The sequence below is a fragment of the Gemmiger sp. genome, assembly GCF_057431175.1.
Genome location: NZ_DBMDDV010000018.1, coordinates 16,032 through 30,960, shown reverse-complemented (window position 1 = coordinate 30,960; position 14,929 = coordinate 16,032). Strand labels below are relative to the sequence as shown.

Below are 14,929 nucleotides of genomic sequence, written 5' to 3'. Positions count from 1 at the left end.
TCTATACATTTTGCCCCCTTACCCAAGGGGGCTTTTTTGTCGTTTTTACAGGTTGACGCATCCTGTTCAACCTTTTATAATAGGAAGGCTGATTTTTACGAGGAGGAGTTCACTTGAACACGGAAAATCTGAATGGGATTTTGGCACAGTACATTCAATATTGCAAGACCCGCACCGCCGCCGAAGAGGGAACGGTCTGGCGTGCGGCCGACTGCTTCGGCGTGAACTGGGATATCGAGGACAGCGACTTCCCCGGTATGTTTGCGGACGCCATGCAGCAGGCACAGCTGGCGCTGGACAACCCGGCCTTGCAGCCCATCGGCGGCGTGCAGACTCTGATGCTGCGGGAGACAGAAGTAGAGTTGGTGCGGGAGTGTTTCCGCTGGCTGTTCAAAGAGGATGACGGCGATATCGCCAAGCGCCGCGGCCGCGCCGAGCTGTTTGCCGACCAGATCAACGGCCGGTTCCGTCGCGTGTTCCCGCGGATGCCCAAGTACACGATGAACACGGCCAACGCGGTGTTTTTCCTGAACCTGAGGGAACCTCACGACAACTATTTTTATAATGCGGCCGAGGCCAGGGCCTGGGCAGAATATTTTGACTACGAGGCTGATTTCGGCGGCGGCACGGCACTGGACCTGCCACGTTACTATACTATGTGCAACGACCTGTTGGCCGAGCTGGAAAGCTACCCGGAACTTATTGCCCTGCACAAGGCCTATGTGGCGCAGGAACTTGGCGGCATCAATGACCAGCTACATCTGTTGGTGTACGATATCCTGCACACGGCCTACACCCAGCAGTTCTACCCGTGCGGCTATGCCCGCAGCGCCACTACAAAGGAACGCGCCAAGGCCGCTAAGGAGAAAGCAACCCGCGCCGAGCTGTGCATCCGCATCGGCGAATGCGAACAGAAATTGCAGGAGATGCAAGCCAACCCCGCCAAACTGCCCGACCTGACTGACTGTAAGATCAGCCATAAGATGTTCGGCGCAGGTACGGTTCGGCCCGCCGAAGGCCAGTTCATGGTCATCGACTTTAACGGCACGCTGAAAAAGTTCAGCTACACGGCCTCGATGAACAGCGGCTACCTGACCGCCGAGGACCCCGCTGTCGAGGCTGAACTGCAAGCCTACCAGGACTACAACAAAGAGAAAGACCGCCTGGAAAAGGAACTGAAAAACATGAAGGCGGAGTTGGTGAAGCTGTAAGGCAGACAATACCACGTCTATGTCGCCGCCCCGTAGGGGCCGGGCATGCCCGGCCCGCAACTTCCCCATAACTGCATATTTACAACGAAAATGCCCATCGGTTTTGTGCCGATGGGCGTTTTGCTGTATTTATCGGAACTCAAACAGTTTGCACACAGGGACATCCAGCACCCGTGCAATGCGAAAGACCACATCCAGCGAGACCGCACAGTCACTGTTCTCGATGCGGGACATATGGGTGCGGCTTATGTCGATCTTATCCGCCAGCTGAATTTGCGACAGCCCCGCCGCCTTGCGGTAGTAGGAGTTGTGATTCCGTATAGTGCGGATGGATGGCCCATTGTCGTGAATACGGACTATGTGTTAAAATCCGCGCCCAGCGTCAATAGTGATGACGTAGTGTGGGTCAGCGCGGGTGATAAACTGTACGGTCATTATGGCGACGGTGACTGGGTCTTTGTCGCAGACTACGACTTTAACGTATACGGTTGGATACCTGAACCCTATCAGGAATTTGACGGGAGCACCGTACAATAAAATGCAAAAAGCGTCGGGAACTTTTTGCATGAATAACTTGCGTGGTGTGTCGGAATATGATATTCTAAACATACCGCTTCGCCGGTAAGGCGCTGCACAAAACGGCAGGCGGTCAGCCACACTTCCCGAAAGAGGGTGAGGCAATGCGTTTTACATTGACTTTCCATATCGGTCTCAAGACCGTTACGCTAAGGTTGGTCGTAAAAAGCAAGAACCGCCACCCCGGCAGGTGAAGATACTGTCAAGCAGATTTCAGAATTTTTTGCTGGCATAATAAGCAAAACTCCCCATGCCGGAATATGACATAGAGAGTTTTCCAGAGCAGCTGATGTCCGCCTCCCGCGGGCTGGCGAACAGTCCGCAGGACTGTTCGCCCCGGCACTGCGGTGCCGTCGCCCTGTTCGACTTCTCATCCCCGAATCCCAAAAAGAGACCCCTGCGTCTGGACACGACACAGGGGTCTCTTTTTGGAGCGGCTGATGGGAGTCGAACCCACGTCCTCAGCTTGGAAGGCTGATGTACTAGCCGTTGTACGACAGCCGCATAACAACAGTACCTATTATACCCACCCAAGGGGGCATTTGTCAAGCCCGGCGGTGGACTTTCCCTGCAGATTTTACGGCGCTGTAACCCATTTGCCATTTTATTTTACATTTTGCACCCTTGACAACGGCCCGCGAAAGCCCCATAATAAATACTGAATCTGTGTAAAAGAAATTTTGAGAGGAAAGAGGTGCGGCACCATGCGCGTCATTGCCGGAACAGCCCGCGGTAAAAACCTGCAGGCCCTGCCGGGCGAGGATATCACCCGCCCGACCATCAACCGCGTGAAGGAGGCCATGTTCTCCAGTGTACAGTTTCTTGTGCCGGGAGCACGCGTGCTGGATCTGTTTGCAGGCAGCGGTCAGCTGGGCATCGAGGCTCTGTCACGCGGGGCGAAAAGCTGCCTCTTTGTCGACCACTCTGCCGAAGCATTGGTCATCGTAAGGGCTAACTGCAAGACGGCGGGCGTTGACCGCCAGAGTGATATCCGCCAGGGCGAGGCCGAGAGTTTCCTTGCCAACATCCGCGGGCCGTTTGACCTGGCCCTGCTGGATCCGCCGTTCCACCATGACACGGTGGCGGCGGTGCTGCCGCTGCTGGCCGCCAAGATGGCTCCGGGCGGTGTGGTCCTCTGCGAGACGGAGCGTGAGGCCGACCTGCCTGAGCAGGCAGGCAGCCTGACACTGGTAAAACAATACAACTACGGCAAGATCAAGGTCAGCCGCTATGAGAGAGGGGAAGAGGCATGAACGTTGAAGAATTGCTGGAACTGATGGAAGAAACACTGGAAGCGGGTACGGCTGTACCGTTTGCCGCCTCCAAGCGCGTGGTCGACGTGGATCGTATGCGCGATATCATTGATGAGGTGCGCAACAATCTCCCCGATGAAGTGCGCGAGAGCAAGAAAATCGTGAATGACCGCGAGCAAATTATGAAAAATGCCCGCATCGAGTCGGAAAATATCATTCAGCAGGCCGAGGAGCGCGCCCGCACCCTGACCAGTGAGCAGGAGATCGTCAAGCGCAGCCAGCAGCGTGCAGTGGAAATTCTGACCGCCGCCCAGACCCAGGCCAAGGAGCTGAGCCGCAACGCTACGGTCTACTGCGAGGGCATCCTGAAAAACTCTGAGGAAGTGCTGGCTCGCAGCGTGGCGGATATCAAGAATACCCGGATGAACCTGCGCAATGCCGCCCGCCCCAACCGTGGGCAGAAGTAAGGAAGGCCTTGAAAAACGTTGTTATCCACGGCACATTTCCCTAAAAATCTTTATAAGCTCTAAAAATATCGTCGCATCGTGTAATACGGTGCGGCGATATTTTTGTCTGCGGCAAAAATTTTGCCGCCGTGCTGTTTTGATGCAAACCGCTGTCCCTGGGGTGGGGGCCTTTGTACAAAGTGTGAAAAATCCATTCGCGGCGCAGTTTTTTCCAGTTCGCCCTTGCTTTTTGCCGGGGAAAATGGTACTATAATTTTACCACGAGTGGGTAATTGTGGTGAGCTTAACAACAAAAGTGGTGAATGGTGGGTAGTTTTCCACGTTCTCCACAGAGTTTTCCACAAAGAGGACGCTGCGACGTAAAAAATCTTGCTGCAAGTTTGTACAGTTTGACGAAGGGAGGGAAACACAGATGCTCGTTGGTCAGTATGATTACGCCATCGATGCCAAGGGCCGTCTGAATTTCCCCGCCCGTTTCCGCGACGCGATGGGGGAAACTTTCATTGTAACCCGCTGGCTTGACCATTGCTTGGCCGCTTTCCCGGCAGAAGAGTTCGAAAAGGTTGCCGCCAAAATCGAGGAAAAGGGCCTCGTCAAGGGCCGCAAGGTCAGCCGTATGCTGTACGCCTCTGCGGTGGAGGTTACCCCGGACAAGCAAGGCCGCATCCAGCTCCCCGCCAAACTGCGGGAGTACGCGGGTCTTGACCACGATGTCACCATTATCGGCAGCCGCAGTTTTGCCGAGATTTGGAACACCGAGGCATGGAACGCCAGCCAGGAAACCAGCGATGAGGACTTCACCGCTGAGATGGAAAACCTTGACTTTTAATAAACAGGACGATACAACATGGAATTTTCACATATCCCCGTACTGCTGCAGCCCTGCCTGGATGGGCTGAACATCGACCCCGCCGGCATCTACCTGGATGGCACGGCCGGCGGCGCGGGCCACAGCAGAGAAATTGCAAAACGACTGACCACAGGCCGCCTGATTTCACTCGACCAGGACCCGGATGCGGTGGCAGTAGCCACCGAAAGGCTCAAGGGTCTCCCGGCGCAGGTGGTGCAGGTCAACTTCCGCGAGGCAGCGCGAGTCCTCGCGGAGCTGGGTATCCCGGCGGTGAACGGGGCCCTGCTTGATCTCGGCGTGTCCAGCCACCAGCTGGACGATGCAGCGCGCGGTTTTTCCTACCATGCCGACGCGCCGCTGGATATGCGCATGAGCCAGCAGGGCCCCACCGCCGCGGACCTGGTCAACACTCTGGATCGTGAGGAACTGACCCGCATCCTGCGCGACTATGGCGAGGAGCCCTACGCCTGGCAAATCGCGGGCAAAATCATCGCCGCGCGGGAAACGCAGCCCATCACCACCACCATGCAGTTGGCGGATATCGTGGCCGCCGCAGTGCCCCCGGCTGAGCGCCGCAAGGCCAAGAACCCGGCGCGCCGCACTTTCCAGGCCATCCGTATTGCGGTCAACTCCGAACTGGACGCCCTGAACGAGGGCCTGGATGCGATTTTCAACTGCCTGGCCCCGGGCGGACGGCTCTGCGTCATCACCTTCCACAGCCTGGAGGACCGCTTAGTCAAGAACAAGTTCCGTCGCTGGGCACAGCGCTGCACCTGTCCGCCGGAACAGCCCATCTGCACCTGCGGGGGTGTGGCAAAGGCAAAGCTCATTACCCGCAAACCCATCGAAGCTGACGCTGCGGAGCTGGAAACCAACCGCCGCAGCCGCAGCGCCAAACTGAGAGTGTTGGAGAAAGTATAAGAGGCAAACCATGACGACCGTTTTGCTGCACAGCGGTGCGGCTGCACCTAAATTAGAGACCCCGCGCCCGCAGGTAAAAGTGGTGCGCGGCGGTAACCGCGGGCTGAACCGCGCACGCCGTTTTGCGCAAGCCACGCTGCGTACGCTGGCCCTTGCCATTGTGCTGGGGCTGGTTGTCAGCGTGCTGTACAGCCACGCCAAGCTCACCGAGTTGAGCGGTCAGATCAATGAGGTCAACACCCAGCTGACCGCCGCCCAGAGCGAGTACGACTACCTGAGCACCAAAATGAGCGATATCACAAGCCGCGCCAGCCTGCAGGAGGTGGCCGAGGGCCAGCTGGGACTGGTCAAGCTCGACCCGAGCCAAATCACCTATGTCCAGTTGGAAGATCAGAGCATAATCGAAAAAAGCAGCAGTTCCGCCGTCCGCCTGCTGGACAAGGTCCGCACCGCCGCCCTGAACCTGCTGGATGGATTGAATCCGTAACAATAAAATTATGCAGCTACGAGCCTTTTTGCTGCGCGGCGCGATGGCCGACGGCGAAAAGGCTTTTTGAAATAAGGAACGCCTTATGCCACAACCAAACAACCAACCAAAAAAGCACCGCACCCGCGCCAACGCAGCGATGAAAACCCGCACGCTCTTCTGCGTGACGCTCTTTATCGTCGGCGCATTCGGTCTGCTGATTTATCAGCTCTACGCCCTGCAGCTGCGTGATGCCGAACTCTACCGCACCGAGGCCGTGACCCAGCAGCTGAAGGATACGACGCTGCCCGCGCTGCGCGGCTCGATTTACAGCGTCAACGGCAAGCTGCTTGCCAAGAGCAGCACGGTATGGAATATCGTTGCAGACCCTTCCTCTATCGCCAAGAGCGGCGCGTCGGAGGGCCAGCTGCGCACGGCGGCGGAAAACATTGCTGCACTGCTGGGCGGGGACACCACTGCGGATACCGTCTATGAGGTTCTGACCGCTAAAAACAGCAGCGGCGAGCCGTATCAGTACCGTATGCTCGCCAAGGGCGTGGATAAGCCGGTGGTGGACTCCATCCTGAACTATGCCGATGAGTACCGCATGGATCCCGAGGACGGCGCCGCGACCGGCAAACGCATTTTGTACTTTTCGACCGAACAGGCCACGACCCGCAGCTACCCCTACGGCGAGTTCCTCTCCTCGGTGCTGGGCTTCTGCAACAGCGATGGCGAGGGCGCTTACGGCCTGGAAAAATACTACGATGAAACCCTGGCAGGCACGCCGGGCCGCAGTGTGGCCGAGACGGATGTCTACGGAAACGCCCTGGCCTCCGGGCAGGCCGACGTGCACGAGGCTATCGACGGCAACAACCTGTTCCTGACCATCGACGAAAATGTGCAGTCCATCGTTGAAGAATACCTGACAGAGGCAATGAACACCTTCACGGTGCATGGCCGCGGCAGCGCTATCGTCATGAACGTCAAGACCGGCGCGATTTTGGCTATGGCGTCCATCGAGCAGTTTGACCCCAACGATCCGTATAAAATCACCGACACCAAAATGACCGACATTTTGGAAAAAGAGGAAATCGACGCCAACGATATTGATTGGCTGGAAGGCCGCCTGGGCGAAAAAGCCGTGGCCGATATCGTGGCCGACGGCAAGATCAGCCGCGAAAAAACCATCGGCGAGGACGGCAAGGAGGTCGCCAGCGAGTACACCCAATTACAGGGTATGATGCGCGAGGCCCAGTGGAAGAATAAAAACATCACCGAGCTGTATATGCCCGGCTCTGTCTTTAAGCTCATCACCGCATCGGCGGGACTGGACTCCGGCGTCATGAGCACGAGCCAGACCTTCTACTGCGGCGGCAGCCTGACCGTCAATGAGGGCAGCGAACTGTGGGAGCACACCTACCGCTGCGCCAACGGCGAGGTTCACCGTATGCAGGACATGGCGGGTGCGCTGAACAACAGCTGCAACCTCTGGTTCATCCAGGCTGCCGAGACACTGAAACCGCAGATTTTCTACGACTATATCCAGGCGTTTGGCTTCACGCAGCCCACCGGTATCGACCTGCCCAACGAGACCCGCTGGACCAGCGTCTACAATGCCGAGCAGATGGCCGAGGTCGATACGAACCTCTACACCGCCGCTTTCGGCCAGAACGAATCCATCACCCCCATGCAGATGGCAACCGCTGTGGCGGCCATCGCCAACGGCGGTTACCTTGTCACGCCCTATGTGGTGGACTCCATCACAGACAACGACGGCAACGTTGTCTCCCAGACCGAGACAAACATCCGCCGCCAGGTCATTTCAGAGGACGTCAGCCGCCAGCTGCTTGCCATGATGGAAAATAACGTCTACGGGGAAGGGAACTACCATTCCTGCATCAACGCCTATGTGGCGGGCTACCGCATCGGCGGCAAGTCCGGCACGGCCGAGCGCACCGACCGCCACCTGCGCGGCGACGGCGACTACTACAAGGCCATGAGCTTTGCCGCTGTGCTGCCCATCGACGACCCCGAAATCGAGGTGTTCGTCCTGCTGGACGACCCGCGCTGGGTCAAGGACTACGCCAGCCAGGTCGTGGCCCCGGTCGTGGGCAACATCATCAGCGAGGTCGCGCCCTACCTGGGCGTTGAGCAGGACCCCGGCTACAACCCCAGCGGCACCGTCAAGGTGCAAACCTGCCTGGATTATACCTGGACCAACGCCCAGGTTACACTGAACCGCCAGGGCCTCAAGCACAAGCTCATCGGCCCCAGCAGCGGCAATATCGTCTACCAGTACCCGGTGGGCGGCAGCGATGTCCCCGCAGGCTCCACCGTCTACCTGTACACCGCCACCGACCAGAACTCGATGACCACCGTGCCCGATGTGGCGGGCAAGACCGGCACCTTTGCCGAGCAGATGCTGAAAGCCGCCAACCTGAACGTGCAGTTCAACGGCGACAGCGGCGGTAAGGTTGTCAGCCAGAGCGTGGAGGCCGGCACCAGCGCCGCCTACGGCACAATCATCACCCTGACCATGGACAGCGGGGAAGACACCCCCGCCGAAACTACCCCCGCCGCCGAGGAAGAAACCATCGACCCGGCAAATGTGGAAGGGTGATACAGAAATCCGCAATTTATAGGGGCCGGGTATGCCCGGCCCGCAACTTTCCCATAAGCAATCGTTTGTCATTCACGGCCGGGCCGCATATGTGCGGCCCCTACGTCTTAACTTACTATCCCAAGGAGGTCCTTTTCATGCAAAAGATTCCTGCCAATGAACTGCTGGCCGGGCTGACGCTGGCCGAGCCTGTCTCCATCCACGCCGTTGTGACCGACAGCCGTGAGGTCAAGCCGGGCTGCGTCTTTGTCTGCTTTCCCGGCGAACGCGTTGATGGCCACGACTTTGCTGCAGGTGCGTACCAGAATGGCGCAGCCTATATCATCGCCAACCACCCGATCGAGGGCGTCCCTGCAGACCGTACCGTCATTGTGCCGGACAGCGCCAAAGCCATGATCCGAATGGCGTCCAACTACCGTATGCTGTTCAGCCCCAAGATGATCGGCGTCACCGGCAGCGTCGGAAAGACCACGACGAAAGAGTTTTGTTACGCCGTGCTGTCCGCCTTTGGCAAGACGCTGAAAACCGAGGGCAACCAGAACAACGATATCGGTGTGCCCAATACGCTGTTCCGCCTGGACAACGATACCGAGTACGCCGTCGTCGAAATGGGCATGGACCATGCGGGTGAGATCGAGCGCCTGACCCGCTGTGCACGGCCATCGGCGGGCATCATCACGATGATAGGCGTCTCCCACCTGGAAAATCTCGGCACTCGGGAGAATATACTGAAAGCAAAGATGGAGATTTGTACCGGCCTGCCCGATGGTGCGCCGCTGGTGCTCAACGCTGACAACGACCTGCTGCCCACCGCCGATGTGCCTACCAGGCTGAAAGCCGTCTGGTTCGGTATCGACGCTGAGAACGCTGATGTCCGCGCCGTGGATGTTGAGACCGGAACGAACGGTACAACGTTCAAGATCATTGATAAAGAATACGGCACTTTCGATGCCGCCATTCCCACTGCAGGCGTTCACACCGTCTATGACGCGCTGGCTGCCTACGCCGCTGCCACTCGCCTGGGGCTGGATGCGGCCCGCTGTGCAGCGGCCCTTGCCACATACCAGACGACTGGTATGCGCCAGCATATTGTAAAAAAGGGCGGTGTGACGTTCATTGAGGACTGCTACAACGCCAGCCCCGACAGCATGAGAGCCGCGCTCTCGGTGCTGAAAGCCCTGCCCAACACCCGCAAAATTGCCCTGCTGGGCGATATGCTGGAACTGGGTGACGCCAGCGAGGACGGCCACCGCCACACCGGTGAGTGGGCTGCCGACGCGGGTGTTGACCAGCTGATTGCCTACGGCCCGCGCAGCGCTGCCATGGCAGACGCCGCAAAAGCGCACGGTGTTGTAACTGTGCATTGCAAAAACGCCGAAGAAGTGTTACAATATCTACGGCAATTCGTGCGCCCCGGTGACGCAGTCCTGGCCAAGGCCAGCCACGCCATGGGGCTGGAACAGCTGCTTCAGGATTTCTATAAAGAATTGCCGCAGGGGTAAAGGGCTTTCCCCTTCGGGGGAAGCTGTCCGCGCAGCGGACTGATGAGGGGCTGGTCTGCCCATAGTTGCCTGTAAACAGCGTAAATTCCCAAATCCCCCTGCACCACATCATTTTGGAGGAATCACTGCATGGAGGAAATATCCTATCTGTTGGCGTCGGCGGCCATCGGCGGCTTTGTTATCACGGCGGTGTCAGGCAAGTTTATGATCCCGGCGCTGCATCGGCTGCACTTCGGCCAGACCGTCCGCGAGGAAGGCCCCACCTGGCACAACAAGAAAAACGGCACCCCCACCATGGGCGGCCTGTGCTTCATCTTCGGCATCCTGGTCACGCTGGGCCTGGTGTGGGGGATGTTCCACAACCAGCTGCCGGAAGTCCTGGGCCTGCCCCAGATGAAGGCTGGCATGATGGTGCTGTTTCTGGCGTTTGGCTCGGGGCTGATCGGCTTCCTTGATGACTTTATCAAGGTCATCAAGCACCGCAACCTCGGCCTTACCGAAGCCCAAAAGATGATCTTGCAGATTGCCCTGACCTTTGGCTTTATGTTCGGCCTCAACAGCCTGGGCCTGCTCACCACCCAGGTGCAGCTGCCGATTTTCGGTTTGGTGGATATGGGTCTTGTCTACTATCCCATCGCGTTTTTCGGCATCATCTTTTTGGTCAATGCCGTCAACCTGACGGACGGCCTTGACGGCCTTTGCACCGGCGTGACCTTTGTGTCGATGATCGGCTACCTGCTGGCGGGCAGCCTGCTGGGCTTTGTCCATGTCTCGCTTATCGCCGCCGCCACGGCGGGTGCCTGCGCCGGGTTCCTGGTCTGGAACTTCTACCCGGCCAAGGTGTTCATGGGCGATACTGGCAGTATGTTCTTCGGCGGCATCGTCACGGCGCTGGCCTTTGTAATGCAGCGCCCCGAACTGGTGCTCTTCTTCGGTATCGTGTACATCTGGGACGCCATGACCGTTGTTATCCAGCGCGTCTACTTCAAGGCGACCCACGGCAAGCGCATCTTCCGCATGACGCCGATCCACCACGCCTTTGAAATGCGCGGCTGGCGCGAAGTCAAAATTGACGCTTTCTTTGCCCTGATTGCCATTATTGGTGTGGCTATGGGTATTTTCTACATCTGCGTGGCGTAACACCGCGCAAAATCTGCTAAGGAGGTGACTGCCTGTGAATACGCCGTCAAGCCTGTTAGGGGTGCTGTTTGACCACACCATCGGTAATATTCTGCGTATGCTGGCGGTCATCCGCCTACCAAAACTCGAACGCGGCAGGGTCTCCCGAGGTTTCGTGGCGACCCTGATCGTCATTATGGGATATGGGCTGGTCATGCTGTTTTCAGCTAGCTATTCCAGCGGGTACGCCAACTACGGTGATGTCTACCACTTCATCCGCCCGCAAAGCATCATTGCAGTGGCGGGCCTGGGCGTTATGTGGCTGGTGTCCAACATCAACTACCGTGCCCTGCGCTACATGAACGAGAGTTTTTATATCATCACGCTCGTGCTGCTGGTGGCGGCGCTGTTCAGCCCGGTGGACACCAACGCTACCTACCGCTGGGTCTACTTTGCGGGCGGTGCGTTCTCGCTGCAGCCGTCTGAGCTGGCAAAATTTTCGGTCATGCTCTGGACTGCCGATATGCTCGACCGCGACAACGATAAGAAAAAGTCGCTGTGGTACGGTCTGCTCAAACCCGCGCTGCCGCTGGTGCCGATTCTCGTGCTGCTGAAAATGGAACCGCACAACTCGGCCATGATGCTTTTGTGCCTGATTTTTGTTACCATGATTGCCTGCAACGGCTCCGCCATGCGGTGGTGGCCGCTGGCTGGTGCGGGTACCGTGGCGGGCGCCATTGCCTACGTGAAGCACCTTGCCTCGGGCGAGGGCTACGCCGCGGGCCGCCTGGGCGGCGTGTGGGGCCTGACCCCCACGAACACGGCGGGTATGCAGTGGCAGACCCGCCAGAGCATCTATGCTATCTGTACCGGAGGACTGTTCGGTGTGGGCATCGGCAACAGCGTCCAGAAACACCAATGGCTGCCCTACGCGGAGAACGACTTCGTCTTTGCCGTCATCGGGGAGGAACTGGGCTTCGTCGGGGCGATTGCCCTGATTGCCCTGTTTGCGGCGCTGGTCATCCAAGGAATCTTCATTGCGCTGCGTGCGCCCGATTTGTACGGTACGCTGCTGGGCATCGGCATTGTGTCCCAGGTGGCGTGGCAGGTTTTTCTGCACATCGGCGTCGGTACGGCGTTGCTGCCCAACACGGGTATCAGTTTGCCGTTCTTCTCCTACGGCGGCACCAGTTTGTTGCTGCTGCTGGGTGAGATGGGCGTGCTATTGAGTATATCCCGTGCGGGCAACGCGCGGGAGGAACGCATGGCCGAACAGCACCGCGCCGAGACCGACCGTATGCTCCACCGCACCCGCTACCGCAGAGGTACGGTGTAAGACCGTGCTGTAGGGGGCGGCGTCCTCGACGCCCCGTAAGCCTTCCCCTTACAGGGGAGGTGGTCGAGTGCCAGCGATGACCAGTGAAGCTTTGCCCGCTTGCCGTTAGCATAAACTTATAATTTTAGGGAGGCCGAATCATGCGTGTTCTCATTGCTGCCGGCGGTACAGCCGGTCATATCAACCCCGCGTTGGCAATCGCCGGTGCCTTGAAAGCCGCAGACCCGACGGCGGAAATTCACTTTGCGGGCCGCCGGGAGGGGATGGAGTACGGACTTGTCACCAAGGCGGGTTACCCCTTCCACCATATCGAAATCAACGGCTTCCAGCGCCACCTCAGCCTGGAAAACATCGGCCGCAACATCGTCGCCATCTGGCATCTGGCGCTGTCCGGCCCCCGCACCCGGAAAATCCTGAACGAGGTCAATCCCGACCTTGTCATCGGCTGCGGCGGTTACGTCAGCGGCCCTATTGTGCGCGCGGCGGCCAAACGCAGCATCAAGACTGCCATCCATGAGCAGAACGCCTTCCCCGGCGTGACAAACAAGCTGCTGGCGAAGGAGGTCAACATCGTTCTGGCTGCCAGCGCCGATGCCGTAGAAAAGCTGGGCGCACCCGAGAAAACCACCGTTGTGGGCAACCCGGTTCGCCCCGAGGTCCTGACCGCCGACCGCGCCACAGCCCGCGCAAAACTGAACGCAGGCGACCGCACGGTCATTTTGAGCTTTGGCGGCAGCCTGGGTGCAGACCGCATCAACCAGGTCGTGGCCGACCTCTGTGCCTGGGAAAAGCAGACGAACCAACACACATTACACCTGCACGCCACCGGCAGCCGCGGTGTCAAGCTGTTTGAAAATCTCGAAAAAGAAAAGGGCTTTGCTCCTGGCGAGAACCTTGTTGTGACCGAGTACATCAACAATATGCCCCAGCTGCTGGCGGCGGCGGATCTCGTCATTGCGCGTTCCGGTGCGCTGACGCTGGCCGAACTGGAAGCCGTGGGCCGCGCGTCGGTGTTGATCCCCAGCCCTAACGTGGCCGAAAACCACCAGTATTACAACGCCCTTGAACTGCAAAAGGCTGGGGCAGCCGTGGTCATTGAGGAAAAGAACCTGACCGGTGACGGCCTGGTAAAGACCGTGGAAGAACTGCTGACCACCCCAGGCAAGCTGGCCGAAATGGGAGCCAACGCCAAGACATTAGGCAACCCCCACAGCCTGGATATGATTACGGAAAAATTGCTGGAGCTGGTAAAATCATAACAGCCGCAGGGGGCGGCATCCTCGACGCCCCGTAGCCGCCACTGCCCCATAGGGCAGCCGGCACGCACCTATAAAAATGTATTGGAAAGGAGCCGCCCATGGATCGAAACCAGCGCAGCCGCAGGCAAAAATCCGTGAGCGGCTCCTATTCGCAAGCTCCCAAACGCAGCATGGGCAGCCGTATGGGGCTGGAAAAACCGGGCACCCCACGCCAACAGCCGCCGAAAAAATCCTCGCCGCGCAGCCAGCGCCCCACCCAGCAGATCAACCCGCAAAAAGCCGGGTACGACCCCGCCGCGCCCAAACGCCAGCGCCGCGTAACCCAGGCAGAAATCATCCGAAAACGCAACCGCCGCCGTGCCATGAGTATCATGGCGGTGCTGGCCGTACTGGCCGTAGGGGCTTTCGTCTCGCTTAACCTGCTGTTTAAAGTGGCCTTTTTCCGGGTCGAAAACTTCGACCGCACCACCCCCGCCGACACCGGCATCTACACCTCGGACGAGCTTATCAACGCGCTGAATATCGAGAAGAACTCGAATCTTTTCGGCTTCTCCACCGCAGAAAAGACCCGCCAGCTGGCCCAGCAGTTTCCGTACCTTGAGCAGGTGCAGGTTGAGGTCCAGATGCCTGCTACTGTCGTGGTCAAGGTGCAGCCCGCCGTGGAGCGATTCGCCTGTATGTACTCCGGCGGCTGGATGGTGCTGAGCGATTCCCTCAAGATCCTGCGCACCGACGTCAACCAGCCCGACGGCCTGATTTTGCTCTCCATCGCGCTGCCCACAGATTTTGCCCCAACTGTCGGCCAGAACATCACGCCGGAAAGCTATAACTCGTTGCTTGGGGGCGAACAGGCCACCGCCGAGACGGCAGGATTGCAGGCGTCGGCCATGCAGACCTTGACCGAAATACTGGACGGCTTGCAGACGTACAACCTGTTTGACGGCACCACAGCCATTAGTGTGCAGGATTTGAGCGATATCGAGTTCACCTACCAGAACCGTGTGCAGGTCAAGTTGGGCAGCGAGACGAATCTTGCCTATAAACTGCGCCTGGCTGCTGCCGCACTGGCCGACCCCGAAAAGGGCCTGGCCGCCAGCGATAAGGGTGTGCTGGATATCTCGACCCAGCAGTCCAACGGCGACATCCGCGCCTACTTTGCCCCCGACGAACCCGCCCCGACCCCCACCCCCGGACCTACCACCACGCCGGAACCGGAGGAAGAGGAAACCCTGGCTAACACAGCAGAATAAACCAGCGCCCCGACAAAAGTCGGGGCTTTTTTGTAGTTGCTGTAACGTTTGGGGCAAAATCATCACTTATAGAGTGAGAGCACAGAGGAAAGGAGA

Annotated in this window: 13 protein-coding genes and 1 tRNA gene; 13 read left to right on the top strand and 1 reads right to left on the bottom strand. The window is 58.6% G+C overall.

What is annotated here, in order from left to right; genetic code table 11:
- Positions 1 to 113: 113 nt before the first annotated feature.
- Both ACZO0A_RS07865 and ACZO0A_RS07860 read left to right on the top strand, forming a co-directional pair.
- Positions 114 to 1,211, top strand: a complete 1,098-nt coding sequence (locus ACZO0A_RS07865) for a hypothetical protein (protein WP_302376844.1) — start codon at positions 114 to 116, stop codon at positions 1,209 to 1,211.
- A 45-nt stretch (positions 1,212 to 1,256) separates the two neighbouring features.
- Complete coding sequence (locus ACZO0A_RS07860) at positions 1,257 to 1,748, top strand: SH3 domain-containing protein (protein ID WP_481804486.1); 492 nt, start codon at positions 1,257 to 1,259, stop codon at positions 1,746 to 1,748.
- A gap of 468 nt (positions 1,749 to 2,216) precedes the next feature.
- Here ACZO0A_RS07860 and ACZO0A_RS07855 read toward each other — a convergent pair.
- A tRNA-Gly gene (locus ACZO0A_RS07855) sits at positions 2,217 to 2,291 on the bottom strand.
- A gap of 200 nt (positions 2,292 to 2,491) precedes the next feature.
- On the opposite strand from ACZO0A_RS07855, the gene rsmD reads away from it, so the two are divergent.
- The 11 genes from rsmD to ACZO0A_RS07800 all read left to right on the top strand — a co-directional run bounded on the left by rsmD (position 2,492) and on the right by ACZO0A_RS07800 (position 14,833).
- Positions 2,492 to 3,040 (top strand): 16S rRNA (guanine(966)-N(2))-methyltransferase RsmD, encoded by a 549-nt coding sequence (gene rsmD, locus ACZO0A_RS07850; protein ID WP_302376846.1) that lies wholly within the window; start codon positions 2,492 to 2,494, stop codon positions 3,038 to 3,040.
- The gene (locus ACZO0A_RS07845; protein ID WP_215692528.1) at positions 3,037 to 3,507 is read left to right on the top strand and encodes an HrpE/YscL family type III secretion apparatus protein; all 471 of its coding nucleotides are present in this window, start codon (positions 3,037 to 3,039) and stop codon (positions 3,505 to 3,507) included. The genes rsmD and ACZO0A_RS07845 overlap by 4 nt, the downstream gene beginning before the upstream one ends.
- Before the next feature lie 412 nt (positions 3,508 to 3,919).
- Complete coding sequence (gene mraZ / locus ACZO0A_RS07840) at positions 3,920 to 4,336, top strand: division/cell wall cluster transcriptional repressor MraZ (protein ID WP_215692529.1); 417 nt, start codon at positions 3,920 to 3,922, stop codon at positions 4,334 to 4,336.
- Between the two features lie 18 nt (positions 4,337 to 4,354).
- Entirely contained in the window at positions 4,355 to 5,278 is a 924-nt protein-coding gene (gene rsmH, locus ACZO0A_RS07835; RefSeq protein WP_302376852.1) for a 16S rRNA (cytosine(1402)-N(4))-methyltransferase RsmH, read from the top strand.
- Positions 5,279 to 5,288: 10 nt separating this feature from the next.
- Complete coding sequence (locus ACZO0A_RS07830) at positions 5,289 to 5,765, top strand: FtsB/FtsL family cell division protein (RefSeq protein ID WP_302376853.1); 477 nt, start codon at positions 5,289 to 5,291, stop codon at positions 5,763 to 5,765.
- An 85-nt stretch (positions 5,766 to 5,850) separates the two neighbouring features.
- Positions 5,851 to 8,367 carry a penicillin-binding transpeptidase domain-containing protein gene (locus ACZO0A_RS07825; protein ID WP_302376854.1) on the top strand — a complete coding sequence of 839 codons (2,517 nt, stop codon included), beginning with the start codon at positions 5,851 to 5,853 and terminating at the stop codon, positions 8,365 to 8,367.
- Between the two features lie 137 nt (positions 8,368 to 8,504).
- Positions 8,505 to 9,869, top strand: coding sequence for a UDP-N-acetylmuramoyl-tripeptide--D-alanyl-D-alanine ligase (locus ACZO0A_RS07820; protein ID WP_302376856.1), 1,365 nt, complete (start codon positions 8,505 to 8,507; stop codon positions 9,867 to 9,869).
- A 129-nt stretch (positions 9,870 to 9,998) separates the two neighbouring features.
- Positions 9,999 to 11,009 carry a phospho-N-acetylmuramoyl-pentapeptide-transferase gene (gene mraY, locus ACZO0A_RS07815; protein WP_215692534.1) on the top strand — a complete coding sequence of 337 codons (1,011 nt, stop codon included), beginning with the start codon at positions 9,999 to 10,001 and terminating at the stop codon, positions 11,007 to 11,009.
- 34 nt (positions 11,010 to 11,043) lie between these two features.
- On the top strand, positions 11,044 to 12,324 hold the full coding sequence (locus ACZO0A_RS07810) for an FtsW/RodA/SpoVE family cell cycle protein (protein ID WP_486846195.1): 1,281 nt from the start codon (positions 11,044 to 11,046) through the stop codon (positions 12,322 to 12,324).
- Positions 12,325 to 12,464: 140 nt separating this feature from the next.
- Positions 12,465 to 13,583, top strand: a complete 1,119-nt coding sequence (murG, locus tag ACZO0A_RS07805) for an undecaprenyldiphospho-muramoylpentapeptide beta-N-acetylglucosaminyltransferase (protein ID WP_215692536.1) — start codon at positions 12,465 to 12,467, stop codon at positions 13,581 to 13,583.
- A 98-nt stretch (positions 13,584 to 13,681) separates the two neighbouring features.
- Entirely contained in the window at positions 13,682 to 14,833 is a 1,152-nt protein-coding gene (locus tag ACZO0A_RS07800) for a cell division protein FtsQ/DivIB (protein ID WP_302376858.1), read from the top strand.
- Positions 14,834 to 14,929 lie beyond the last annotated feature (96 nt).